This window comes from Pseudanabaena minima str. Chao 2107, from assembly GCF_051131155.1.
In the GTDB taxonomy this organism is placed as follows: domain Bacteria; phylum Cyanobacteriota; class Cyanobacteriia; order Pseudanabaenales; family Pseudanabaenaceae; genus Pseudanabaena; species Pseudanabaena minima.
In genome coordinates this window covers 3126536-3149188 of the sequence record NZ_CP159508.1, presented here as the reverse complement: position 1 = coordinate 3149188, position 22653 = coordinate 3126536, and the positions used below count along the sequence as shown (strand labels likewise).

Below are 22653 nucleotides of genomic sequence, written 5' to 3'. Positions count from 1 at the left end.
CTTTACTATGCGCCAAAATTTGATTGGCAGGACTAAGGCATAACTCCTTAAATTTTGGCTGCTGAAGACATCGTTCATAGCAGCTTTGGGGCAGCTTGTCTATGTTATTATCGATACAATTGCTACAAATTATCAACTTAAGGTACTTGCAACAAACTACTTGTTCGTAGTAGAGGGCAAAAAGTATCTGGAAATGCTTCAACAACAAGTTTTGCTTAGATCGCGAACAAGATCAGTATGAGTCTAGAGGAGGCTACTTTGCTAACAACGGGTGCATTTGCTCTCATCGACAGTGTGAGACGGCAGGGTGTAAAACATATCTTTGGCTATCCTGGTGGAGCAATTCTGCCAGTGTACGATGAAATCTATAAGTCTGAGGCAAGAGGAGAGCTTAAGCATTATCTCGTGCGTCATGAGCAGGGAGCCGTCCATGCTGCTGATGGATATGCCCGCGCTACTGGAAACGTGGGGGTATGCGTTGCGACCTCAGGACCTGGGGCAACCAACTTAGTGACTGGGATTGCGACGGCGCAAATGGATTCGATCCCGATGGTGGTAATCACAGGACAAGTTCCTTCCTATGCGATCGGTACAGATGCCTTTCAAGAAACGGATATTTGGGGCATTACTCTTCCTATCGTTAAGCATTCCTATGTAATTCGTAGACCTGAAGATATTGCACGAATCATTGCTGAAGCTTTTCATATTGCTGGCACTGGTCGTCCGGGTCCTGTATTAGTAGATATTCCTAAGGACATTGCTCAGAAATCATTTGAATATAATCCTGATGTGCAGATTGATTTACCTGGTTATCAGCCCAAGGTCAAGGGACATCTGCATCAAATTGCTGCGGCGATCGCTTTAATCCGTGAAGCCAAAAGACCATTGCTCTATGCAGGTGGTGGTACGGTGCTTGCTGACGCTCATGCTGAGCTTGCCGAACTTGCCAAACGCTTCCAGTTGCCTGTAACCACAACCCTAATGGGCAAAGGTGCGTATGACGAGAGCAATTATCTTTCCCTCGGTATGTTGGGGATGCATGGTACTGCCTATGCTAACTTTGCCGTACAGGGATGCGATTTATTGATTGCTGTTGGGGCAAGATTTGATGATCGCGTTACGGGTCGTCTAGACAAGTTTGCACCTGAAGCCAAAGTTATCCATATTGATATCGATCCTGCGGAAGTAGGCAAAAATCGTAAACCCGATGTGCCAATCGTCGGCGATGTGAAGGAAGTCCTACAGGCTCTACTTGAAGCAACTAGTTACGAAGAAAATATTCAAACCAAAGATTGGTTCGTCCAACTTGACGAGTGGAAAGAGGATTACCCTCTGGAAGTGCCTGCCTATGACAATGTTTTGTCACCACAGCAAGTGATCTATGAATTTGGTAAGCAAGCACCTAATGCTTATTTCACTACTGATGTTGGTCAGCATCAAATGTGGGCGGCTCAGTTAATCAAAACTGGTCCTCGCAAATGGATTTCCAGCGCAGGGCTTGGCACGATGGGCTATGGGATGCCTGCGGCAATGGGCGCAAAGGTAGCTTTACCTGACGACCAAGTGATCTGTATTAGTGGTGATGCCAGTATTCAGATGAATATTCAGGAGCTTGGTACTTTGGCGCAGTATGGCATTAACGTCAAAGTGATCGTTATCAATAATGGTTGGCAAGGCATGGTGCGCCAATGGCAAGAAAGCTTTTATGATGAGCGCTACTCTTCTTCTAATATGGAAGTGGGTATGCCTGATTTTGTGAAGCTTGCTGAAGCCTTTGGGATTAAGGGGATTAAGGTAATTGAACCAAGTGATTTGCAATCTGCGGTTGCGGAGATTCTTGCCTATGATGGTCCTGTATTTGCAGATTTCCGCGTCAAGCGTGATGAAAACTGCTATCCGATGGTTCCTCCAGGTGCAAGTAATGCGGAAATGGTTGGTTTGCAAACTCCAAAGCGATCGCCGCTAAGTTCAGAAATCTCGGAACCTGTAGCTCAATTGGAACGAGTCTTAGTCTAGGGCTACGCCTCGATCGTAATCCAGCAAAGTGCTGCCAAGCAGCACTTTGCTGGATTCATATATGGACTTGAGTGCAAAGCGCTGTAAGAGAAAATCCTCGCACTGAGCGCGAGGATTTTCTCTTTTTGATGATAATTAATGACGGTGCTATGCTTTTGCTTTGTTTACGTGAAAATCTATGACACCAGAAAAATCTTATCGCCCAAATGTGGGGATTATTGTTTTTAATCGCAAAGGTGAGGTGCTGGTCGGTGAACGTATCGGAGTGCCTGATTCATGGCAATTTCCACAGGGTGGAATCGATGATGGTGAAGATCCTCAAGCCGCCGCGTTGCGTGAACTGTATGAAGAAGTTGGCATTAACGATGCCGTATTAGCCTATGTGCATCCTGAATGGCTCTATTATGATTTCCCACCGACCCTAAAGCTATCAGGCAAATGGGCAAACTATTGTGGTCAAAGACAGCGCTGGTTTGCTTTTTATTGGGATCATCCTGCCTCTGATTGCCAATTAGATATCCATGATCGCGAGTTTCGGGTGGTGCAATTTATGGCGATCGACAAGACTCTGGATTCGATTGTTAGGTTTAAAAGAGAGGTTTATCAACAGGTAGTTAAAATCTTTACGCCCGTAATTCGCGATTACATTGGGAAACTACCATAATTTTGAGGATTTCAAAAAACTTCGGGCATTGCTGACCAATTGCCAGAGGGGATAAAGGCGGCCCAATAGTAGGGATAGCCATATTTTTTGAGCAAATCTAGCTGAATTGTTTTGAGGGACTGACTGCGCCCTTGATTTGCCTTGAGATTTTGGTAATAGCTCTCGACTAACTCTCTTGTAACTTGGTCGTTGACTTTCCAGAGGCTCATCACTTGGCTCTCGGCTCCTGCGAGGGTAAAGGCGCGACGCAATCCATATACGCCTTCGCCGTTGGTGATTTTGCCTAGCCCTGTCTCACAGGCGGAGAGAAATACGAGTTTGGTTCCTCTGAGGTCAATAGTAGTTACATCTTGGGCGGTGAGTACGCCGTTGCAGTTGGGATCATCGCCGCAGGATTGGCGCTGGTTGAAGTTGGCGAGAACGAGAGCAGATTGCGAGAGGGGATTTTGGCGGATCGGGGTGTCGGGGTTGGCGTTGGGTGGATCGGGTAGGAAGAAGCCGTGGGTGGCAAAGTGGAGAATGCTAGGGTTGCGAAGTTTTTTGGCGGCAGATTTGGTGGCTTGGGCTTGGCTCAATAATTGCGCCTGTGGCAAGAGGTTCTGAATAGCGCTAGTTTCGGCGGCGACGTTGGGAAGTTGACAGAATATTTGATTAGCGAGGGAAGTTATTTCTTCACCTCTAGAAGCTATTTGAACTGAGCAAGGGTTGCGACCGATGGTGGCGATCATTTTGTCTGAGGGTTTGCCATAGTCAGGATCGGAGAAGAGTACAGGATTTGTGAGATTGATGTCTGTGCGTTTGGGGCGGAGCAAGTCACGTCCTGATGAGAGATAGGTGATGTCGTAGGTTTCGAGGAGGAAGCGATTTTGCTGATCGACGAGGGCGGCGAAGGGGATGAGGTTGAGATCGCTATCGGGGGAAATCAGCAGATGACGGGCGTTGCCTAGCAATGGGCGGATCGGTTGCATCAGCTTTTGGTCAAGTTCACGGGCAGTTTGTTTGACTTCGGCTACGGTTAATTGCGGATCGACTTCGCGATCGGGGTTTGTGGGTGGGCGGCTGATGGCTTGGCGAAATGTTTGAATTGATGGCTCTAAGGTTGCCGCGTCACCGAGGTCTACCCATTTGGGTTCTCCTTGGTTTTGGAGGATATAGGCAACATAGCGAGGCTTGCCCCATTTGTCTTTATTCAGTGCGGCTTTAGAATTGAATGGATCGTAGCGAAAGAATTCAATCAGGACGGCATTGGTGGGGATTTGTTTTTGGACGGCGGCGATCGTGACGGTTTCGTTGATTGTTTGCAGTTCGGCACTGCGGCGGTTGAGGTTGGATTCTAGTGCTTCGGCTTGTTGTTGGAGGGTGCGATATTTGTCGATGGGGGTGTTTTTGAGGGCAAGGTTGGCGAGTTGGCTTTTGAGGGTGAGCCATTGGTCAAATTGTGGTTGGATGTCGGGGGTGATGTATTGGCGCAGGGTGTGCATGTTGGTCGATAGGATGTCGAGGAGACGACCTTTGCGTTGCAAGATGGCAGTTAGTGCAAGGCGAATGGCTGCGGGGTTTGTGGGGGCGGATTGGACGTGGAGGGAAACGGTGGACTCGGTTGTTCCTAAAACGGTTTGCATGTAAGCCTGTTTTTGGGTTTCAGTGCCAGACGCTAGATTGAGTTTTAAGTTATGTTCTTGAACTTCAAGTCCTTTTTGGAGGAATGTGATGGCGCGATCGATATCCCCTTGTAACCAATACATCACCGCGAGACCACTAAGGCTAGTGGCAACATCGGGATGCTCTGCTCCTAATGCTTTTTCTCGAATCACCAAGGAGCGTTTAAAAAGTGATTCGGCGGCTGGGTAGTTTCCTTGTAACCAATACAATTTTGCGAGACCATTGAGGGTGTAGGAAATATTAGGAAGCTCATCTCCAAATACTTTATAAACTTCATAGATCGCGAGGGAGCGTTTAAAAAGTGATTCGGCATCTGAGTAGTTTCCTTGTTCAACATACAACATTGCGAGATTATGAAGACCAGAGGCGACTTCGGGATGGTTTGATCCTAGGGCTTTTTCGTAGATCGCGATAGAGCGTTTATAAAGTGGTTCGGCGGCGGGGTAGTTCCCCTGTGATTTATCCAAAAATGCGAGACCATTGAGGCTAGATGCAACATCGGGATGCTCTGCTCCTAATGCTTTTTCTCGAATCGCGAGGGAACGCTTAAGAAGTGGTTCAGCGGCTGGATAATTTCCCTGTGCTACATACAAAACTGCGAGATTATTGAGGCTAGTGGCGACAGAGGGATGCTTGGTTCCTAATGCTTTTTCTCGAATCGCGAGGGAACGCTTAAGAAGTGGTTCAGCGGCTGGATAATTTCCCTGTAAATAATACAACCCTGCAAAATTACTGAGGCTAGTGGCGACATCAAGATGCTCTACTCCTAATGCTTTTTCTTGAATCGCGAGGGAACGTTTATAAAGTGGTTCGGCGGCTGGGTAGTTCCCCTGTAACCTATACAACCCTGCAAGATTATTGAGGCTATTGGCGACAGAGGGGTGCTCAGTTCCTAATGCTTTTTCACTAATCGCGAGGGAACGTTTATAAAGTGGTTCGGCGGCTGGGTAGTTCCCTTGGGCGCTATACAACCCTGCAAGATTATTGAGGCTATTGGCGATAGAGGGATGCTTGGTTCCTAATGCTTTTTCTCGAATCGCGAGGGAACGCTTAAAAAGTGGTTCAGCGGCGGGGTAGTTCCCTTGTAATTCATACAACAATGCAAGATTATTAAGGCTAGTGGCGACATCAAGATGCTCTACTCCTAATGCTTTTTCTTGAATCGCGAGGGAACGCTTGAAAAGAGGTTCGGCGGCTGGGTAGTTTCCTTGTAACTGATACAACCCTGCAAGATTATTGAGGCTAGTGGCGACATCAAGATGCTCAGATCCTAATACTTTTTCGCGAATCGCGAGGGAATGTTTATAAAGTGGTTCGGCGGCGGGGTAGTTCCCTTGTAACTCATACAACAATGCAAGATTATTAAGGCTAGTGGCGACATCAAGATGCTCTACTCCTAATGCTTTTTCTTGAATCGCGAGGGAACGCTTGAAAAGAGGTTCGGCGGCTGGATAGTTTCCTTGGGCGCGATACAGCTCTGCAAGATTATTGAGGCTAATGGCAACATCGGGATGCTCAGATCCTAATACTTTTTCGCGAATCGCGAGGGAATGTTTATAAAGTGGTTCGGCGGCGGGGTAGTTCCCTTGTAACTCATACAACAATGCAAGATTATTAAGGCTAGTGGCGACATCAAGATGCTCTACTCCTAATGCTTTTTCTTGAATCGCGAGGGAACGCTTGAAAAGAGGTTCGGCGGCTGGATAGTTTCCTTGGGCGCGATACAGCTCTGCAAGATTATTGAGGCTAATGGCAACATCGGGATGCTCAGATCCTAATACTTTTTCGCGAATCGCGAGGGAACGTTTATAAAGTGGTTCGGCGGATGGGTAGTTCCCTTGTAACTCATACAACACGGCAAGATTATTGAGGCTTTGGGCGACATCAGGATGCTCGGCTCCTAATACTTTTTCGGAAATTGCGAGGACACGTTGTGCAATAGCAATAGCCTCTCGATATTTCCTCTGACTGTAGAGTTGAACCACCTGCTGATTGAGTTCATCTGCTTCCTTCAAAGCTGCCGATCGCTCTGAAACAGCAGAATTTGATTGACTAAAACTCGGCGCAACCAAAGGAACACCAAACATTCCCAACATCAAAATCAATCCAACCCGACTCACCGCCACACCAACTTTACGCATCATTTCATCATCTCTATTGATTGAACGTTAATTTGATTTAAAGCTATAGATTAAGATCCCCGACTTTTTTTGTGAATTTGCAAATTGTCATTGCTTGCTTAGAAAAAGTCGGGGATCTGGGCATTTACAGATTTCTTATGCTGAAACTACTAAAATTTTAGCGGTCGATGCAGCTACGATAATCGCCTTATGATCGTACTCATAACTCTCTATCCTCGCTATTAACAAACCAATTCTCAATCTTTAAGCCATCAAAAAACTGAAAATCAGAAACATTATTAGTCACTAAAACTAAATTATTGATGTAAGCAATACTCGCAAGCTGACCATCTGCAAACGCAGGAGTTTTACCAACCTTTGACAACCTAGCCCTCTCCTCCGCGTGCCACTGCGCCGCCTGTGGGTCATAGCTCAGGATTGGCATTTTAAAAGGAATTTGATTGATATACTCAAGCAAAAATTGGCGTTTTTGTGACTCTGGCAAACGCAAACAACCATATAAAAGCTCATGCAACACCACCGATGCCGTCCCTATCTCTCGTTGATGCTCAGTAAGCTTTCGGACAATATTAGAATTAGGAATTGGACGAGTTGCCTCCGAAATAACATTGGTGTCTAGCAAATACCTTAAAGTCAAAACTCAACCTCCCGACCCACAGAGCGATCGCGTAGATCGGCAAAATCTTCGTCGGCGAACACAATATCCTCCTGCTGCATCCTCTGTCTAAACCTTAAAGTCATGTCCCAAAAGCCATCTTGACCATTATCTAAGGCAAAAAAAGTGCTTTGTTCTTGTGACAAAGGAGTAACAGCATTTTCTAAAATTAGAACAATCTGCTCCTCCAAAGTTCGCTGATACTTTTGGGCAAGACTTCTCAGCTTTTCAATGACCACAGGCTGACCGATTTCTAAAATAATTTGCGTCATATTAACTCCTCTAAAATACACAGATGATCTCTGTAGGGGCAAAGCATTCCCACAGAAATCTATAAGTTTTCAGGCAAATTTAATTTGGGAATGCTTTGCCCTAACCTCACAACGCAGGGACAAGCGATCGGTGAAAGCATAGAGGGTTTAGCATTTGCGTTTCAAGATTGTGATGGGGAGTATAAAAATATTGGCGCAAATGCTAAACCCCTACAAATTTGTGTTTATAGGGGCGCAATAATTTATGACATTAACGCGGCGATAATCGCTTTGGTGACTTTGAGGCTTTTGGCGGTTTAGTGCTGGTTTTTTGCAACTTTTGGACTTGCTTGAGACTTAATCCAGTAATTTGCACAACCAAATCTATAGCAATATTAGAGCGCAGCATATTTAAGGCAAGCTGATTAGTAGCTTCAGCTTTGCCTTCAGCCTTACCTTTAGCTTCGCCTTTAGCTTCACCTTCAGCCATGCCTTCCCGCAAAATTGCTTGATAAATAACTGACTCTTTCATGATTTCGCTCCTTAGTAATCTTTGGATGATTTCTTGGCTCAGGGCTATGCCTGATATTATAGCGGTCGATGCAGCTACGTTACTTTGCACCTGCTTATCAGCAATATTTTCGATTTGCTTAGCAACTTGTCTTAACGTTTCCTCAGGGTTGTCCGTTTGTGACAGCGTTGCAAAGGGCAATAGTCCGCGATACTTTTGAAATATCTCCGTAGGCTGCTCCCAGAGTCTAATCACATTAAATTTATGATTTAGCTCCCCAGCACTGAACGTATTTTCATATACTAGGGGCGATTGACTGGGGGTGAGGTAGATGACGACTTGATATATTTCTGTGTCTGCAAATTGTCGATACAGGCGCAGTCGATAATCTGCCATACGGAAAGGAATATTTTTATTCGCTTCGGTCTGAAACTCAATATGGAGAATGATTTTTGATGACTGGAGAAAAATAACCGAGTCAGCGCGAATCGGTTCAACTGAGAGTTCAGAGGGTTTGAGTGTCGTCAAGGCGATCGCTTCCCCTAAAAGCCAACTGGCAAAATCGGTGGGGAAGGTTTCGGCTAAGAACTTACAGATATTGTCGATCATGACTTCATTTAATCGCTGGCAATCCTTTCACATCACCCATCTGGTGACGCACCAACCAAGCCTCCCACTCAGACTGAATTAGGCGATCTTTAGGATTATTTCGGCGTAACAAATCTAAGACCATCAAAGCATCATACTCAAACGCTCTATATCTCTCCCATAGAGTCAACTGAGTCGGAACCTTAGCATCAACCAGCGCCACCCTTTGCAACTCACCCACCACAAAATCATCAATGCGGCGATTCCTAGGATCGCAAATGATACTAAATTCCCACTTGTAGCTTTGCCCCATCGCAAGCTCTTTAATATTGGGTTCAGTCGGTAGCACCACTCGCAAAATCCCCGACTGACCAGACAAACTAAAAGTCTGGCGATAAATCGACTTACGATCGCGATCGCGTATTGAGAACTGCACCTGACGCGCTGTAGTAGTTGGAACAAAAAACAAAAATGTTGGATAAGCAGCCGTAGTGATCACCTTCTTTGACACAGGCGACAACAACTCAGGTGCAACCGTAGAGCAATTATTACCGCGTATTGTCGGCTCAGTTTGTGGAGGTGGATCGTAGGAGGGAATAGTTTGTGCTGTGAGTGACTGGCTTGGCATTGCCGCGATCGCACAAGCCATCAATACCATTGTCCTAAGAAACCTAGTCTGACTAAGAATTTTCATGAATTTATGGAGTGTAATCCAGCACAAACAAGCAATGTAATTTACAAGATCTTACGATGAAATACAATTTTCGCCATAACCTCTATCTGTAACCAATTACGCGATACACTTCCACTGACTGCACCCGACCCTTTAAAAATATCGCTCCCCAACTTTCCACCTCATAAAGCTCCTCCAAATAATCCAGCGTCTCGTGTGCGATTAAAATGCGACAGTCTTCATCTTGACGTTCCTTCTCACAGGACTCCAACCGTGAGGCAATATTCACCGTATCGCCAATTACCCCATATTCCAAACGACTCTTACCACCCAGACTGCCCACCATCACTGCCCCCGTAAAAATGCCCACCCGCATCTCAATTTTGGGTAATCCTCTCTGCTCAAAATTCTGATTTAATGACCTTAGCGCCGATCGCATTGCCAAGGCACAAGCTACCGATCGCCGCGCATCCGTAGCAATCTCCGCCTGTTGCTGAAGGGCGATCGGCACACCAAACACCGCCATCACACTATCGCCAATAAACTTATTCACCACGCCCTGATGCGACTGCACCACATCCGCCATTACCGTCAGATATTCATTGAGCCAACCCATCACCCGTTCTGGATCTGCCCCTTCCACAATCGTACTGAAACTCCGAATATCCGTAAATAGAACCGTTGCGGTCACATTTTGCCAAGGTAATCGACCAGACTGCAACAGGCGATCGCGTCCTTCCCAAAGTGCATTGGCAATCTCTGGTGAAGTCTGTTGACCCAATAGCCGCATCATCATTTGTTGCTGTTGTTGAAGCTGATATTGGCGATCAATTAAGGTGGTAATGCTCGCTAGCCCAAACGCTAATGCAGGAGCAACCACAGGAATCCAACCCTGTTGCAAAAATAGACCGTAGCTGAATCCCAATAGGATCAATAGACCTAGAAGTTCACTAAGGATTAAAATAAGCGGTTTGCGAATGAGCCAAGTTAAGCTAATCCCTGCGATCGCCCAAATTAACATCCATAAAAGCTCTTGCCACTCCGCCCAAAACCAGAACAGGCGATCGCCATCTAGCATTGCACCAAGCAACTGACTGGTAATGTGAGCTTGAATTTCCACTCCTGCCATTCTCACAGTTCCCTTAGCTGTCGAACTATAAGGCGTTAAAAAGACATCCTTGAGGCTGGGCGCACTTACACCAATCAGCACAATTTTCCCTTTAATCAAATCAGGATTCACTTCCTTTTGCAGAACTTGAGAGAGAGTCACTCGCTGCAATGATTGAGAAGAACCACGATAGTCATACCAAAACACAAAGAAGAGGCAACAGATGATATAAGAGAAAAAGGAGAAAGAGGATAACAAAATGGCAGGGGTATATAGATTAGAAATAAGTGAAAGCGAAGAAGAGCTAAAAGAGATGCTAGGGCGGCAGAAAACAGGCTCAGATAAAGAACGAGTGCAAGTATTGTACTTACTGAAAAGCAAGCAAGCTGGCACAGTGCAAGCCGCCGCTCAACTAATCGGGAGAAACCGTAGCACAGTGCAAGAGTGGATCAGAGGATATCGAGAGGGAGGAATAGCAGGAATACTAAGCCATAAACCAAGAGTAGGCAGAATACCCAAAATCCCAGATTGGGCGCAAAAAGCACTGGACAAACAACTGCAACAGGAAAAAGGATTTAATAGCTACGGAGAGATACGACAATGGCTACAGGAAAAACTAGGAATCGAAAGTACCTATAAAAATGTGCATGACTTGGTGCATTACCGAATGAAGGCAAAACCAAAGGTAGCCCGTCCCTATAGCGCCAGTCAAAACCAAGGGCAACGCGAGGAATATAAAAAAAACTCTCGGATAACCTAGCCATGGTGGCATGGTATGCCGTGACCGTGTTGGGATTAACGGGAAAAGTCCGATTCTTTTGTCAAGACGAAACAAGGATTGGTTTGAAAACCATCAGTGGTCGTAAAATAACGGCTCGTGGGGTCAAACCCAAGGCAAAAGTCCAGTGGCAGTTTCAGGCTACATGGTTATACGGCATCGTCGAACCTGCGACGGGAGAAAGCTTTTTCTATGAATTTAGTCATCTCAACACTGACTGTTTTCAAATATTTCTAGACCTTGTATCAGAGAAATTTGCAGACAGCATAATTATCTTGCAAGTTGATCAGGCTGGTTGTCATCGGGCTAAGCGTTTACGATTACCTCACAATATCATTTTGATATTTCAGCCTGCTCATTCTCCAGAATTAAACCCAATTGAGCGGGTTTGGCTACATTTGAAGCAAGGGTTGAGATTTTCTTTACCCAAAAATATGGATGAGTTGCGGCTTTTGGTCAAGAATCGTCTCTCCGAAATGACTAAATCTGTAATTGCTTCTCTTGTCGGTAGAGATTCCATACTGGATGCTCTATCTGTTGCCTCTCTTTTGTGATTTGGTATTAATCAGAATCTGATAGCCGCCACTATTAATCGTTTGGTAAGCTCCAGAATCTGACTTGAGAAGCGGAAATGTCACTTCTCCTAATTGATATTCTTTTTGGGAATTAAAAGATGGCTTGAGATTTTGACAAACTAAATCTTGGCGCTGTGGGCGATCGCGGGGACAGTCTGCTCGCAAATAAGCATTGAGCAGTTGAATCGATAAAGAAGCGCGATTGGTAAATAGCAATACCCTCCGCATAAATCCATCAGGGTCGGCAGGTAGATCGACTAAGCCGACCTGTTCTTTGGGTAACTCAACGGGTGGATCGATGCGCTCGTTCTGATTGTTGCCACTGCTCACTGCGGCAATCACATTGGGGCGACGCAATTGAGCTATTAGTTCGCTACGTTCTGGCTCAATGGGAATATTGCGCTGAAGGTTGAGATCGACAGCGATCGCGGCGGGTTGATGTCGATTTAGCTCTGATAAAGTCTGTGCGACAAGGCGATCGGTTAGGGGCCATTTGTATTGTTTGATGTCGCTTTCGGTGATCGTGACCAGTAACAATCGCGGATCGGCTACTTTGTCTGGACGCGATCGCATCATCTGGTCAAAAAACAGTAGCTCCAATTGTTGCAGTCCCCCAAGTTGCCTGACTCCATAAAGCATCCCCAAAATAATTGCGCTGCTGACAAATGCCGACCGAAATCTCGACAATTTTAATCCTGTCAAATTCGGCAATTGATTCGGCATTTGGTATTTGGGAAATAGAGATTTAAGCCCTTGAAACTTCTTTAGCATTAGTACCGATAAAAGTCTTAATTTCAATTAGAGTCAGGATTAGTTAAGCCTAACTCTAATAGTTTTATCGTATCTATAGCGATCGCCATAATGCTTAGGACAAATTAAACCCATAGAATCTCATAACACAAAACCCTGTATATGCTACACGATCATATCTGTGGCGAGTTTATTAGCGATCTCCGCACCTTGCAAAATCTCCGCTAACTTCAGCGCAAACGCCATCGCTGTGCCCGGTCCTCGACTGGTCGCCACATTGCCATCAACGACCACAGGAATTGTCAAATATTCCGCGACTTGCATTTGAGCTTTGACTGATGGATAGGATGTGGCGCGTTTATCCTTGAGTAAACCTGCGGTGGAGAGAACACTTGGAGCAGCGCAGATAGCGGCGACTAATTTATTGGCAGCAGCATGGGCGATTAACATTTTGGCAATGCGTGGATCTTCTCTCAGCTGAAACGTACCTGCTCCACCAGCGAGGACGATCGCATCAAATTGACTAGCATCAACTTGATCGAGAAGTGTATCGGCAATAATGGTGATCGCATGAGCACCCATCACCGTTGTCGTTACTAAGCCAGCCGTAACTACCTCAATCTCCCCACGACGCAATACATCGATAACCGTAACCGCTTCGATTTCTTCAAAGCCTTCAAAAAGGGGGATAAGAACTCTGATCATGATATTTATTGATTTTATGATTTGCTTAGAGATGCTACTAGTCTGAGTCTCCTGCGATCGCACATTGATTACGACCATTATGCTTAGCCTTATACAATCCGCGATCTGCGTGGGATAGTAAGTTCATGCACCTTAGATCTGGCGGTGTAAAAAGGCTAATGCCTATACTAACCGTGACTCTAATCAGTGTTCCATCAGTTGATTCAATAAGCTGCCCAGCCACATTCTCACGAATACGCTCAGCAATATCATAGGCTTCTAGCAAGGTCGTGTTTGGCAAAAGTACCACAAATTCCTCACCACCGAAACGGGCTATTACATCATAGGGGCGCAGGGTAGATTTACATTTTTGAGCAATCTCTTGGAGAACGATATCGCCAGTTGCATGTCCATAACAATCATTAATCGACTTAAAGTTATCAGCATCAATCATCATCAACGACATTGGCTCATTTGAGCGCAAGGCTCTTGTTGATTCAATTTCCAGACAATCCATAATATATCGACGACTATGTACCTTCGTTAAGGGATCGCAGTTAACCATTTCTCTAAGTTGTTTTTGTAGATCCTCAAGCTCAAATAACAGTTTGAAAACAAAGTTACTTGCTAATGGCGCAACAACTGCGGGAACAATGACAGCAACCTGCAATGATCTGAATAGTATATCCAGTCCCTCCCACCACAACAGTGTCATCATTCCGAAAGTGATCACTACCGACAACACAATGGAAAACAAAGTGATGGCTAATACTGCGCGAAAATGTCCCAGCCCTAATATGACTTTTTGCCAACTATTTCCACTTTGAATCTTTTTGTGAGACATAACATCTAATCTGTTCCCTGTTGACATTCACTACACAAACCAAAAAATTCAAGCGTGTGATAGTAAATTTGAAAGGTATGCTTTTTGGCTAGTTGATTGCCAAGATCGTGGATAGGGCAACAGTCAATGGGTAAAGATTTACCACAATTGAGACAGTTGAGGTGGTGTTTATCGGCGGGAGTAACACTATAAACAGTTTCGCCATTGGGCAAGGTCAATGCTTTGATTAAGCCTTGTAGTTTAAGTGTATCTAGAGAGCGATAAACCGTAGCCAGACCCACACTGTTTTCACTATTGCGTAACTCCGAATGAATATCCTGCGCGGATATAGCGCGATCGTGATGTTGGAGGAGATGTAGCACTCGTTCTTGGCTGCGAGTGAGTTTTACTTTCATGCTTTTGATATTTACCCAAGAAAATATCCGCAGGATCTTTTCTTGGGCATGGTTAGAACTTAAAAGGATTATAAATCAGACATGGTGTAAAGCATTTTTCTAATCGCTCACAGGTTTCTGGCGTGATTTGGTTAATCCATTGTTGATGTACAATTTCATCGATCGCCTGAGTACCATAAATCAAAGCGGAAATACCTGTGATCGTTGCTTGAAAGTCTATCGCCAGATTTGCCATATCACCATTACCGTAGCGTTTAACAGTAAGCTGACCGCGATCGCCATTCACGCCAAAAACACCATCATTCCAATTGCAATAGGGATCACTGAGGGCAAAGGTAAATGGCTCACAGGTGATCGGTAACCCATGCAAAGCTCCGACAATATCGATCACTCTGACCATCCAAGGATCTGTCATGGTTGATTCTAAACGTCCTGCATTACTGAACCATGTATGCACATTTGCGCCCAATGGTATTGGCATTTTCAAGCTATGAATCTGATCACGATGACTAGCAAAGAAGTTGAATAAGCGATCGCGTGATTCAATATCTGTCCAAAATATTGACGAAACTTCGATTTGGCGATCGCGCATTGGCAAATTGCCACTGCTATCGATTGCGTAGATCGCTATGGCTACGGGTTGGCGATCGCGTTTGATTACTACACAGAGTTTTTGGCGATGCAAATGCCACCACTGATCGTAGGTGAAATTGGTAATTGCCAGCCCATGACTATGGGGTAGCAGTGTTTGCGATCGTAGGCTTTCGTAGAGGAAATTTGCCAAAATATCCTTTGCTTCAGTTGCGGCGAGGCGATCGCAAGTTAAGTGATCTGCTTTTGGCAGTTTTAAATATTTTGATAAAGACGAGACAGGAATATTGACTTCATGGGTGGCATTGGCGATCGCATAGCCCAGTGACTCATAAAAACTTTCTTTAAAGGGCGTAAGCATACTTACGCAGATCCCTTGCATCCGCATTTCTAAAAAAGCACTTTTCATCAGAGCCTTGACACAGCCTTGATTGCGATATTCAGGATATGTCCATACCCCACCGATGCCTCCCATCGCTTTGAGGCTACCGCGCACTGACTGCTGAAAGCTAAAACATTGCAACGCCGCCACAATCGTCCCATCAATTTCCGCCGCTAAGACCTCTTCAGGATTGATCGCTGTCAAATGCGATCGGGGCAAATCTTGATTAGTCCAGCGTGAATAGGCATACAAATCCCCCTTGAGAATTTCAAGGCGATCGTTTTTGTCGATTTTGCGAATTTTCATTCCTTAGCTCTAGCCTTCGCTTGGGAGATCACCAAAGCGATCTCGATATTTTTGAAGCATAGCTTCGGCTTCACTAAGTCTCTCTGTAGTTGCTTCTAACAAGTTATTGACTTCGATATAGGATTGGAACTTTGTACCGTCAGGACGATAGAGTTGTAGATGACCTGTAGATGTATCAAAGCGAACATTGAGGCGTGGGCTAACCCAATCATCATTGGAGAAGATTGGCTCTAATCCATTGTTAGTGCGGAGCCAAATATCAAGTAGATTGGTTTCGGGGTCATAGAGATAATATTCTTCGACATTGTAGCGATCGAAGAAGAGAAGCTTTTTGCTCATCTCATGACGGCTATTACTAGGTGAGAGAATCTCGAAAACGACTTGAGGCGCAATATTATCCTCTTCCCATTGACGATAAGATCCCCTATCTCCTTTTGGACGACCAAATACGACCATTACATCAGGTGCAGTAACTATCGTGTTCTGCCCTTTGACAGGATACCAGAATAGATCCCCTGCTACAAATACTTGGGGATTATTGAAGTATAGCCAATCTAAGCCTTTCTTAATTTCCACGATTAGTTCAAACTGTTTGGTATTGTCAGCCATTGGTTTGCCATCACTTTCGGGATAAATAATCTCGACTTCGTTGGGGTTAGGTTTGCTCAGTTGACTGACCATTTTGTTTGGCTCCCAAACTGAAATTGGATAGTTTTGAGATATTTTGATTGTAATTGATATCATCTAAATATTTTATGAGAGTAAGCCCCCACAGGGCTTACTCTCATAAAATATTTAGGATTGATGAGGCTATTGTTTTAGCTCTGCGATCGCAAGTATGTACAATAGTAAATTATTATTTAAGATAAAGATTTTAAACATCACACATTTAGAGGACTGTTATGGCAGGTACTACTGGAGAACGCCCATTTTCCGACATTATTACTAGCGTTCGTTATTGGCTAATCCACAGCCTTACAATTCCCGCTTTATTTTTGGCAGGTTGGCTATTTGTAAGCACAGGCTTAGCTTATGACGTATTTGGCACACCACGCCCCAACGAATACTACGGTCAAGATCGTCAGACCGCTCCTCTGGTAACTGATCGCTACAATCCCTCCAAAGATATCCAAATGGGTAAATAGCGCTTAGATCCACAATATTTCGTTAATTTTGCAGCCATCAACTCAAGCGCTAAATTAACGACTCCCCATTAACGCACTCAATCAACGCATCCACTACTTAATAACTATGGCAAGCAACAACCCTAACCAACCCATTCAATATCCTGTATTTACTTTCCGTTGGCTGGCTGTTCACGGTTTAGGCGTTCCTACCGTGTTCTTCATCGGCGCGATCGCTGCAATGCAATTCATTAGCCGCTAATCGAAATTTATTCTAGTTTTGCTTTCTTAAAAAACAAAACTTTTTACCTTATACCTTTAACCTTTCTCCTTTTACCTACCTATGGCTCCTAAAAATCCTAACAGCCAACCTGTAGAGTTGAACCGTACTTCTCTCTTCTTGGGACTATTACTCATTTTCGTAACTGTGCTACTTTTTTCCAGTTATTTCTTTAACTAGTGTGGTGTAGAGATTAGTTAGAAGAGATTCTATTTCTTAAATAATCTCTAAATTCTCAAACTCATTTGCAATTCATTTCATAAAAACAATTTTTATTTGGAGGTTTCATTCATGCTTCAAAATGGACGTATTCCGCTTTGGCTAGTTGCTACAGTTGCTGGTACTGGTGTACTAGTCGTTGTCGGTCTTTTCTTTTATGGTTCCTATGTTGGACTTGGTTCGGCAAGCTAACTTTCCATAAAAAAGAAGGGGCGCATTGCGCCCCTTCTTTTTTTATGAGATCCCTAAGATTGCTTTTTTGTAAGCGGGACGATCGCTAATTCGTTTCATGTAAGCATCGATTGTAGGATAGTCAGCATAGGACATTTGCAACATCATAACTGCATAGCCCAAAATCGAACCTACGGCTACATCTGACACCGTGAAGTTTTCGCCAGTAATATAAGCCTGATTTTCGAGAACCTTGTTTAAGCTGCCCAGTAAACGAGGTGTTTCTTTCTCACGACTTTCGGTAACAAAGAGTCCAGTTCCTAGTGTTGAGTTAGCAAATAAGACCCACTGATCAGCGATCGCTCTTTCTTGTAACGTCTTCAATTGGTCATATTTTTCAGCCAGATACAGCATAATCGCCCCTGATTCCCAGACGATAAAGCCATCATCATCAATCGCAGGGACTTTACCAAAGGGATTAATGGCTAAGAATTCAGGCTGTAAATGCTCACCCACTTTCATATCTAGTAATTGAAACTCATAGGGAGCTTGCAATTCTTCGAGATACCATCTGACGATTGAGGCGCGACTTCTCGCGCCGCCATAGAGCTTGATCATAGTTTTTCCTAAACACAATAAATGATAAATGAGGTCGCTAAGCGACCTCATTTATATTAAGGTGCAAAGCGCTTTATGTACCTGTGCAAAAAATTACCAAGCCCGTAAAGTTGCGCCCCTACGGGGTGCAACTTTACGGGCTTGCTTAGCTCTAGCTCTTTATCTTTATCTATAAATTGCGTAAAGGCGTTTCTTGTCCGTAAATAAATTTACGCTCTAGTTTGTTACAAATTAGCCAGATGGCGATCGCGATCACGGCAGTACTAGAACCAAGCAAAATCATGGTTAAATTAGCTGGGACAAAAATATAACTGAGTAATGGTGTGGCTGTCCATGCGATCGCCGCAAGCACCATACTGATTGCCTTAATTTTGCGGACATTTCGCAAAGCTTGGCTGCAACTTGCACACTTGGAAGTATGAGAGTGATAGCGATCTAAGAGAATTTCCTTAGCTAAGGGTGCAGCTAATCTTTCTCCGACAAAGGGATCGGCTTCATACCGATTTACCCATTTCCGTAATTCCGAAACATAGGTGTCGGCGGCTGTTGCCAAATAGAATGCCTTAGCATAATTGCCATCAATTTCTGGCTGAGTGAGAGCTTGGGCTAAATAACGCTCTTGATAATGCAGAAAGATCTGGTCATCTTCTAAGATTCCATTTTGTCCAATATGTGAATACCAACGTGGCGTAATACCAATAAAAAATCTGGGAATTGCGGAATTAAATTGAAAGGGAAATCTCGCAAACAAGCGACATTCACCTTTGCGAGTGGGTGTCGCATAGACAGCCGTGATCGTGCGACCAAATTGCTTAGATGTGAGATCATGCCACATCAACGAAGGTGCGATAAAGGTAGTGTCTTGCCTTCCTAATTTGCCTCGTCTTGGACCTTCTTCCCAAGTTCCAGTAAAACCGTACTTATCACTTTCGAGAACTTCTAATATCATTGGAGCGGCATTAGCACGATTACCGACAGATTTATGATGCGTAAAGGGAAGATGGCTTGCATCAAGAACATTTTCTAATAGAGTGATCGCGTCGTAGGGCAAGTCGCGAAAAGTGCCGAAAAGAGTCCATTTTTCAGTCTCAGTTTCCAGAGGTTCAATGATTGGAATTTTGACTTGAGGGGCATTTTCGGGCTTGCCTGCGTAAATAAATAGTAAGCCTTGACGCTCAGAGGTAGGTAATGACTTTACACAAGCACGTTTTGAGGTGTGAGCTTGTCCGTCTTCGGGCTGTTGAGGTATGCGATCGCAGTTTCCATCGCCTTTAAAAGCCCAACCGTGATACGGACATTCTAATAAGCCGTCCTCTGCAATTCTTCCTTCTGATAGAGGGACTAACCGATGGGGACAGCGATCGTCAAAGGCTTTCCATGAATTTGTGTGCCGATCCCACCAAATCACCAAATCGCGTTCTAGCAAGGTAAATTTGGTAGGTTTAGTTTTATCTAGGTCTTCAATATAAAAGACGGGATACCATACCTCTTGCCAATCAAAGCGATCGGGATCTTGTCCACCCGCAGGCAAAACTTGCGATCGCTGATCAGTCTCAGATTTAAACGTGTTGTCGAGATTATCTCTAAGCAAAGTGTTTGCAGTCATAGCTAATGGACTATTCGCTTTGTAAAGTTATGTAAATAGTTTAGCTTGCGATCGTTGCTCACAGGTGATGCAAAGTGTCATCTGTGATTATTTAATTTGCCAGCCTTTCATTTTGTCGGGATTCATCAAACCGTAGGGATCGACTTGGCGCTTGAAGTTGAGCTGATCGTAATCAACTGTTTTCATGCCCCCATCTTCGAGAATATAGGTATGGGGATTGGCAATAAATACCCCCTGCGACTCATGGTATTCAATAATTTCATTCAGACGATCGCCCGTTGTAAAGCGCACCACTTGAATTGCCGCAGGAATTACGACTCCATTTACCTTGATAAATTCCAAATGCATCATCACTTCATCACCGAAATGCTCATGCATTTGCTGCACAAGTGCCAATTGCGGATCGTTCAGGAATAGACTTTGGAGATAAGTTAGGGAAGTATCGGCAGCGCGAGCATGTAAAGTAGTGTGATTCCATGAGAATTCAACTAGACTAATCCCTTTACTTGCTTCCTGAGCAGTTTTTTCGTAGCAAATCTCACCCTGAAATTCTTGGATCAGGCTTTTAAATGGTTCGCGATCGCTTTCGGCAACTAGCACTAAAGCACAATGAGAATCTGCGGGAATATAACTCTGTAAAGCGGTGAAATAATTAGAAATTGGTGCAGCATGAACACTGATCATCTTTTTGATAATGCCATCACTATTCCCCAGAGCTTGCCCAAATCTCGCCGCAGTCATGAAATCAGCGAAACTGACAACATATTCGGCCCAACCATAGGCAGGAGCTAATGGAACTTCCAATTGGGTAATGATGCCATTTGTGCCATAGGCGTGAGCAACCTTCTGCACATCATCACCACGTAGTTCAATGACTCTTGGTTCATCTTCGAGAGTAACGACGCGCACGGCTCGCAAGTTGCCGCGATCGCGCAATTGCCCGTACAAAACTGAGCCAATCCCGCCACTACCACCTGCGATAAATCCGCCTACAGTCGCACTTCGCACCGTTGATGGAACCATCCGCGATTCCCAGCCAATTTCTTGAGCTTTTTTATCAAGGGTCACCATTTTTACGCCTGTTTCTACGCAAGCAAGTCCTGCTCTAATCCATTTGATTTCTTGCAATCGCGAAGTTTCTAAAATCACCCCACCCTTGAGGGGTGTACATTGCCCATAGTTGCCTGTACCACTACCGCGCACTGTCAAGGGGATTTGGTATTTTACGCAAGTTTTAGCGATTCTCAGTACTTCACTTTCGTTGCTAGGACGGACTACGACATCGCCGACTTTGCCAGCTAGTAATGGAACAAGAACTGGACTAAAGTGAGCATAATCCTCTGAAAGTTTTGCAACTTGAGTGGGATTGGTAATTGTTTCAAGTCCCGATAATTCTTCTAACAGATTGTCTAAAGATATTTGCATATTTGCCGACTGTCGCTATCATCCTATTCTAGTTCTGAAAAGCCTTGCTAAGACAACATTAGCGATCGCCCCATCATGCAAACTAATAACAGCGATCGCCTATTCGCTAAAATCGTAAATAAGGCGATCGCCTTATTTACGATTTTAGTTTAATTTCAAACTCTGACTTGGAACGATAAAAACACACATCAAATTCAAGAAAAAAGTTAGTTTGACCAAGAATTAACGGAGCGTTTGGGCTATTTGTCCAAGCAAACACTAAATTGATTGGTTCAAATTCTCCAATCTGAGAGATTACAGAAAATGGTATTGCTTGCTGATTACCAAGATTACCTGTTAATCGAATGATAGCCTTGCGGTCATCCCAGCCACCACCCAGTTGCAATCCAATTTCATATGGCAAGACGTTAATCGTAGCGCCACTGTCTACTAAACCAACTGTTTCAACTATCCGATCGCCTTGTTGTAGAGTTAGTGGAACTCTTGGAAGGCTATCAAATTCGTTTTGATTTGGGCTACTGGTGGAGTACTTGAATCTCATAAGTTATTGATGAGTCGTGTCTGTTTGTTTGAGGGCTTCCATTAAAATTGCACCAGCACCAAACATATCGTAAGGAGTCGGCAGGTCATAGGTTTTAAATGGTTCGATTGGTGCAATATCTTCAGCAATATCTAAGTCTTCTACAAGAACACGAATTAGTTTGAGCTTTTCGATCGCACTAAGTTGTCGTGCTGCTGGAATTACTTCGGCTAATGTCATGTTAGTGTCTCCATAATCTGAGATCTTGTTCTTCTAGCTTACTTGATCAAATGCGATCGCCCCATCATTCAATTCACCAAGCAGCGATCGCCTATTCATCAAAAACAAAACAATGCGATCGCCCCACCAATCAAATTACAAAATAGCGATCGCCTATCCATCCCCATAAACAGCGATCGCCCCTCAAAAAAATCAACTAAACAGCGATCGCCTATCCATCTTCATAAACATCGATCTCTCCCTGATGAAGTTCTTTATCTCATAGTTTCTATATCATTCTTTTAAGTTGTTTATAGACTTCATCATCGTTCCGTTTATCAATTAATAAGATTTCTAGTGTTTGCTCTTCTACACAATAAACTATCCGATATTCACCAATATCAGATCTGTGATAGGGATAACCTTTTAACTTGAGAGAATCTTGAGGATAAGGATTTGAGCTTAATTCGGTGATTTTGGTTGCGACTTGTTTGGCATTCTTTTCAGGTAGCTTTTTTAAACGTTTAGCGGCTTGTCGAGACAGGTTAATCTTAAGCATTTAGAATCTCTGATAATAAAGCCTCACTTTCTGTAATGCCGATAAAACCTTCTTGTCTGGCTTGCTCTGCTTTTAGAGCCAAAAATTGATTTTCTAAATCCAAAAATCTTTCAAATTCTTCAATTGACATCATAATGGCGACACTGCGTCCTTTTTTCGCTATTTGCACTGGCTCTCTACGAGCTAGATCCAGTAGTTCGCCAAAGCGGTTTTTTGCTTCTGATGCCCCTAACGTTTTCATGGTGGTAATAGCTCCTAACAGTGTTGTTAGCTATTATAACCATATTGGCTATTTTAGCTATTGTTACTCCTCAATAAATGAACCAGCGATCACCTAT

At 44.1% G+C, this 22653-nt stretch carries 28 protein-coding genes; 9 read left to right on the top strand and 19 right to left on the bottom strand.

The features are described 5' to 3' along the window. Positions 1 to 237: 237 nt before the first annotated feature. Together ilvB and ABM313_RS14355 are read left to right on the top strand one after the other, a co-directional pair. Positions 238 to 2016 (top strand): biosynthetic-type acetolactate synthase large subunit, encoded by a 1779-nt coding sequence (gene ilvB, locus ABM313_RS14360; protein ID WP_434683869.1) that lies wholly within the window; start codon positions 238 to 240, stop codon positions 2014 to 2016. A gap of 178 nt (positions 2017 to 2194) precedes the next feature. Then, the gene (locus ABM313_RS14355; protein WP_281006353.1) at positions 2195 to 2680 is read left to right on the top strand and encodes an RNA pyrophosphohydrolase; all 486 of its coding nucleotides are present in this window, start codon (positions 2195 to 2197) and stop codon (positions 2678 to 2680) included. Positions 2681 to 2691: 11 nt separating this feature from the next. Here ABM313_RS14355 and ABM313_RS14350 read toward each other — a convergent pair whose 3' ends face one another. The 6 genes from ABM313_RS14350 to ABM313_RS14325 form a co-directional block, all read right to left on the bottom strand. Then, on the bottom strand, positions 2692 to 6486 hold the full coding sequence (locus ABM313_RS14350; RefSeq protein WP_434683868.1) for a tetratricopeptide repeat protein: 3795 nt from the start codon (positions 6484 to 6486) through the stop codon (positions 2692 to 2694). A gap of 196 nt (positions 6487 to 6682) precedes the next feature. Beyond that, on the bottom strand, positions 6683 to 7120 hold the full coding sequence (locus ABM313_RS14345; protein WP_434683866.1) for a type II toxin-antitoxin system VapC family toxin: 438 nt from the start codon (positions 7118 to 7120) through the stop codon (positions 6683 to 6685). Further along, positions 7117 to 7410 carry a hypothetical protein gene (locus ABM313_RS14340; protein ID WP_434683865.1) on the bottom strand — a complete coding sequence of 98 codons (294 nt, stop codon included), beginning with the start codon at positions 7408 to 7410 and terminating at the stop codon, positions 7117 to 7119. The genes ABM313_RS14345 and ABM313_RS14340 overlap by 4 nt, the downstream gene beginning before the upstream one ends. Positions 7411 to 7660: 250 nt before the next feature. Next, complete coding sequence (locus ABM313_RS14335; RefSeq protein WP_434683864.1) at positions 7661 to 8509, bottom strand: Rpn family recombination-promoting nuclease/putative transposase; 849 nt, start codon at positions 8507 to 8509, stop codon at positions 7661 to 7663. Positions 8510 to 8513: 4 nt separating this feature from the next. Then, positions 8514 to 9182, bottom strand: coding sequence for a DUF928 domain-containing protein (locus tag ABM313_RS14330; RefSeq protein ID WP_434683863.1), 669 nt, complete (start codon positions 9180 to 9182; stop codon positions 8514 to 8516). A gap of 82 nt (positions 9183 to 9264) precedes the next feature. After that, positions 9265 to 10476 carry an adenylate/guanylate cyclase domain-containing protein gene (locus ABM313_RS14325; protein ID WP_434683862.1) on the bottom strand — a complete coding sequence of 404 codons (1212 nt, stop codon included), beginning with the start codon at positions 10474 to 10476 and terminating at the stop codon, positions 9265 to 9267. Positions 10477 to 10528: 52 nt separating this feature from the next. Here ABM313_RS14325 and ABM313_RS14320 point away from each other — a divergent pair, with 52 nt between their 5' ends. Both ABM313_RS14320 and ABM313_RS14315 read left to right on the top strand, forming a co-directional pair. Then, positions 10529 to 11029: a helix-turn-helix domain-containing protein gene (locus ABM313_RS14320; protein ID WP_434683803.1), complete on the top strand. Its 501-nt coding sequence runs from the start codon at positions 10529 to 10531 to the stop codon at positions 11027 to 11029. 2 nt (positions 11030 to 11031) lie between these two features. Continuing rightward, complete coding sequence (locus ABM313_RS14315; RefSeq protein ID WP_434683804.1) at positions 11032 to 11601, top strand: IS630 family transposase; 570 nt, start codon at positions 11032 to 11034, stop codon at positions 11599 to 11601. Here the strand turns inward: ABM313_RS14315 and ABM313_RS14310 are convergent. The 6 genes from ABM313_RS14310 to ABM313_RS14285 form a co-directional block, all read right to left on the bottom strand. After that, complete coding sequence (locus ABM313_RS14310) at positions 11578 to 12393, bottom strand: CHASE2 domain-containing protein (protein WP_434683860.1); 816 nt, start codon at positions 12391 to 12393, stop codon at positions 11578 to 11580. The genes ABM313_RS14315 and ABM313_RS14310 overlap by 24 nt on opposite strands. 144 nt (positions 12394 to 12537) lie before the next feature. Next, positions 12538 to 13077, bottom strand: a complete 540-nt coding sequence (locus ABM313_RS14305; protein WP_434683859.1) for a DJ-1 family glyoxalase III — start codon at positions 13075 to 13077, stop codon at positions 12538 to 12540. Positions 13078 to 13114: 37 nt separating this feature from the next. After that, a complete protein-coding gene (locus tag ABM313_RS14300; RefSeq protein ID WP_434683858.1) occupies positions 13115 to 13900 on the bottom strand; it encodes a GGDEF domain-containing protein in 786 nt (261 codons plus the stop codon). Positions 13901 to 13905: 5 nt separating this feature from the next. Next, the gene (locus tag ABM313_RS14295; protein WP_434683857.1) at positions 13906 to 14295 is read right to left on the bottom strand and encodes a Fur family transcriptional regulator; all 390 of its coding nucleotides are present in this window, start codon (positions 14293 to 14295) and stop codon (positions 13906 to 13908) included. Positions 14296 to 14347: 52 nt separating this feature from the next. After that, the gene (locus ABM313_RS14290; RefSeq protein WP_434683856.1) at positions 14348 to 15574 is read right to left on the bottom strand and encodes a GNAT family N-acetyltransferase; all 1227 of its coding nucleotides are present in this window, start codon (positions 15572 to 15574) and stop codon (positions 14348 to 14350) included. A gap of 9 nt (positions 15575 to 15583) precedes the next feature. Next, positions 15584 to 16255, bottom strand: a complete 672-nt coding sequence (locus ABM313_RS14285; RefSeq protein WP_434688482.1) for a Uma2 family endonuclease — start codon at positions 16253 to 16255, stop codon at positions 15584 to 15586. 221 nt (positions 16256 to 16476) lie between these two features. On the opposite strand from ABM313_RS14285, the gene psbE reads away from it, so the two are divergent. The 4 genes from psbE (at position 16477) to ABM313_RS14265 (ending at position 17389) form a co-directional block, all read left to right on the top strand. Then, positions 16477 to 16719: a cytochrome b559 subunit alpha gene (psbE, locus tag ABM313_RS14280; protein ID WP_094534731.1), complete on the top strand. Its 243-nt coding sequence runs from the start codon at positions 16477 to 16479 to the stop codon at positions 16717 to 16719. Between the two features lie 106 nt (positions 16720 to 16825). Continuing rightward, on the top strand, positions 16826 to 16960 hold the full coding sequence (gene psbF / locus ABM313_RS14275) for a cytochrome b559 subunit beta (RefSeq protein WP_094534729.1): 135 nt from the start codon (positions 16826 to 16828) through the stop codon (positions 16958 to 16960). An 81-nt stretch (positions 16961 to 17041) separates the two neighbouring features. After that, positions 17042 to 17158, top strand: a complete 117-nt coding sequence (locus tag ABM313_RS14270; RefSeq protein ID WP_071590099.1) for a photosystem II reaction center protein L — start codon at positions 17042 to 17044, stop codon at positions 17156 to 17158. A gap of 111 nt (positions 17159 to 17269) precedes the next feature. Continuing rightward, complete coding sequence (locus ABM313_RS14265; RefSeq protein ID WP_009625496.1) at positions 17270 to 17389, top strand: photosystem II reaction center protein J; 120 nt, start codon at positions 17270 to 17272, stop codon at positions 17387 to 17389. 42 nt (positions 17390 to 17431) lie between these two features. On the opposite strand, the gene ABM313_RS14260 is transcribed toward ABM313_RS14265, so the two are convergent. The 5 genes from ABM313_RS14260 to ABM313_RS14240 all read right to left on the bottom strand — a co-directional run bounded on the left by ABM313_RS14260 (position 17432) and on the right by ABM313_RS14240 (position 21777). Then, on the bottom strand, positions 17432 to 17986 hold the full coding sequence (locus ABM313_RS14260; RefSeq protein WP_434683855.1) for a glutathione S-transferase family protein: 555 nt from the start codon (positions 17984 to 17986) through the stop codon (positions 17432 to 17434). Between the two features lie 169 nt (positions 17987 to 18155). Continuing rightward, positions 18156 to 19592 carry a Rieske 2Fe-2S domain-containing protein gene (locus ABM313_RS14255; RefSeq protein WP_434683854.1) on the bottom strand — a complete coding sequence of 479 codons (1437 nt, stop codon included), beginning with the start codon at positions 19590 to 19592 and terminating at the stop codon, positions 18156 to 18158. An 87-nt stretch (positions 19593 to 19679) separates the two neighbouring features. Beyond that, a complete protein-coding gene (locus ABM313_RS14250; RefSeq protein ID WP_434683853.1) occupies positions 19680 to 21017 on the bottom strand; it encodes an FAD-binding oxidoreductase in 1338 nt (445 codons plus the stop codon). Between the two features lie 136 nt (positions 21018 to 21153). Further along, on the bottom strand, positions 21154 to 21558 hold the full coding sequence (locus ABM313_RS14245; RefSeq protein WP_434683852.1) for a hypothetical protein: 405 nt from the start codon (positions 21556 to 21558) through the stop codon (positions 21154 to 21156). A gap of 3 nt (positions 21559 to 21561) precedes the next feature. Then, positions 21562 to 21777: a hypothetical protein gene (locus ABM313_RS14240; RefSeq protein ID WP_434683851.1), complete on the bottom strand. Its 216-nt coding sequence runs from the start codon at positions 21775 to 21777 to the stop codon at positions 21562 to 21564. Between the two features lie 42 nt (positions 21778 to 21819). On the opposite strand from ABM313_RS14240, the gene ABM313_RS14235 reads away from it, so the two are divergent. Then, entirely contained in the window at positions 21820 to 22062 is a 243-nt protein-coding gene (locus ABM313_RS14235; protein ID WP_434683850.1) for a hypothetical protein, read from the top strand. Here the strand turns inward: ABM313_RS14235 and ABM313_RS14230 are convergent. Next, complete coding sequence (locus tag ABM313_RS14230) at positions 22046 to 22315, bottom strand: type II toxin-antitoxin system RelE family toxin (protein WP_434683849.1); 270 nt, start codon at positions 22313 to 22315, stop codon at positions 22046 to 22048. The two genes, ABM313_RS14235 and ABM313_RS14230, sit on opposite strands and share 17 nt — an antisense overlap. Further along, a complete protein-coding gene (locus ABM313_RS14225; protein ID WP_190581826.1) occupies positions 22308 to 22556 on the bottom strand; it encodes a type II toxin-antitoxin system Phd/YefM family antitoxin in 249 nt (82 codons plus the stop codon). The genes ABM313_RS14230 and ABM313_RS14225 overlap by 8 nt, the downstream gene beginning before the upstream one ends. Positions 22557 to 22653: the final 97 nt, after the last annotated feature.

Coding starts and splice junctions, on each gene's coding strand:
- ABM313_RS14340 (WP_434683865.1), bottom strand. CDS start 7,410: ATGACGCAAATTATTTTAGAAATCGGTCAGCCTGTGGTCATTGAAAAG.
- ABM313_RS14290 (WP_434683856.1), bottom strand. CDS start 15,574: ATGAAAATTCGCAAAATCGACAAAAACGATCGCCTTGAAATTCTCAAG.
- ABM313_RS14300 (WP_434683858.1), bottom strand. CDS start 13,900: ATGTCTCACAAAAAGATTCAAAGTGGAAATAGTTGGCAAAAAGTCATA.
- ilvB (WP_434683869.1), top strand. CDS start 238: ATGAGTCTAGAGGAGGCTACTTTGCTAACAACGGGTGCATTTGCTCTC.
- ABM313_RS14355 (WP_281006353.1), top strand. CDS start 2,195: ATGACACCAGAAAAATCTTATCGCCCAAATGTGGGGATTATTGTTTTT.
- ABM313_RS14260 (WP_434683855.1), bottom strand. CDS start 17,986: ATGATCAAGCTCTATGGCGGCGCGAGAAGTCGCGCCTCAATCGTCAGA.
- ABM313_RS14320 (WP_434683803.1), top strand. CDS start 10,529: ATGGCAGGGGTATATAGATTAGAAATAAGTGAAAGCGAAGAAGAGCTA.
- ABM313_RS14225 (WP_190581826.1), bottom strand. CDS start 22,556: ATGAAAACGTTAGGGGCATCAGAAGCAAAAAACCGCTTTGGCGAACTA.
- ABM313_RS14250 (WP_434683853.1), bottom strand. CDS start 21,017: ATGCAAATATCTTTAGACAATCTGTTAGAAGAATTATCGGGACTTGAA.
- ABM313_RS14285 (WP_434688482.1), bottom strand. CDS start 16,255: ATGGTCAGTCAACTGAGCAAACCTAACCCCAACGAAGTCGAGATTATT.
- ABM313_RS14270 (WP_071590099.1), top strand. CDS start 17,042: ATGGCTCCTAAAAATCCTAACAGCCAACCTGTAGAGTTGAACCGTACT.
- ABM313_RS14350 (WP_434683868.1), bottom strand. CDS start 6,486: ATGATGCGTAAAGTTGGTGTGGCGGTGAGTCGGGTTGGATTGATTTTG.
- ABM313_RS14240 (WP_434683851.1), bottom strand. CDS start 21,777: ATGACATTAGCCGAAGTAATTCCAGCAGCACGACAACTTAGTGCGATC.
- psbE (WP_094534731.1), top strand. CDS start 16,477: ATGGCAGGTACTACTGGAGAACGCCCATTTTCCGACATTATTACTAGC.
- ABM313_RS14265 (WP_009625496.1), top strand. CDS start 17,270: ATGCTTCAAAATGGACGTATTCCGCTTTGGCTAGTTGCTACAGTTGCT.
- ABM313_RS14230 (WP_434683849.1), bottom strand. CDS start 22,315: ATGCTTAAGATTAACCTGTCTCGACAAGCCGCTAAACGTTTAAAAAAG.
- ABM313_RS14315 (WP_434683804.1), top strand. CDS start 11,032: ATGGTGGCATGGTATGCCGTGACCGTGTTGGGATTAACGGGAAAAGTC.
- ABM313_RS14330 (WP_434683863.1), bottom strand. CDS start 9,182: ATGAAAATTCTTAGTCAGACTAGGTTTCTTAGGACAATGGTATTGATG.
- ABM313_RS14310 (WP_434683860.1), bottom strand. CDS start 12,393: ATGCTAAAGAAGTTTCAAGGGCTTAAATCTCTATTTCCCAAATACCAA.
- psbF (WP_094534729.1), top strand. CDS start 16,826: ATGGCAAGCAACAACCCTAACCAACCCATTCAATATCCTGTATTTACT.
- ABM313_RS14305 (WP_434683859.1), bottom strand. CDS start 13,077: ATGATCAGAGTTCTTATCCCCCTTTTTGAAGGCTTTGAAGAAATCGAA.
- ABM313_RS14335 (WP_434683864.1), bottom strand. CDS start 8,509: ATGATCGACAATATCTGTAAGTTCTTAGCCGAAACCTTCCCCACCGAT.
- ABM313_RS14295 (WP_434683857.1), bottom strand. CDS start 14,295: ATGAAAGTAAAACTCACTCGCAGCCAAGAACGAGTGCTACATCTCCTC.
- ABM313_RS14245 (WP_434683852.1), bottom strand. CDS start 21,558: ATGAGATTCAAGTACTCCACCAGTAGCCCAAATCAAAACGAATTTGAT.
- ABM313_RS14255 (WP_434683854.1), bottom strand. CDS start 19,592: ATGACTGCAAACACTTTGCTTAGAGATAATCTCGACAACACGTTTAAA.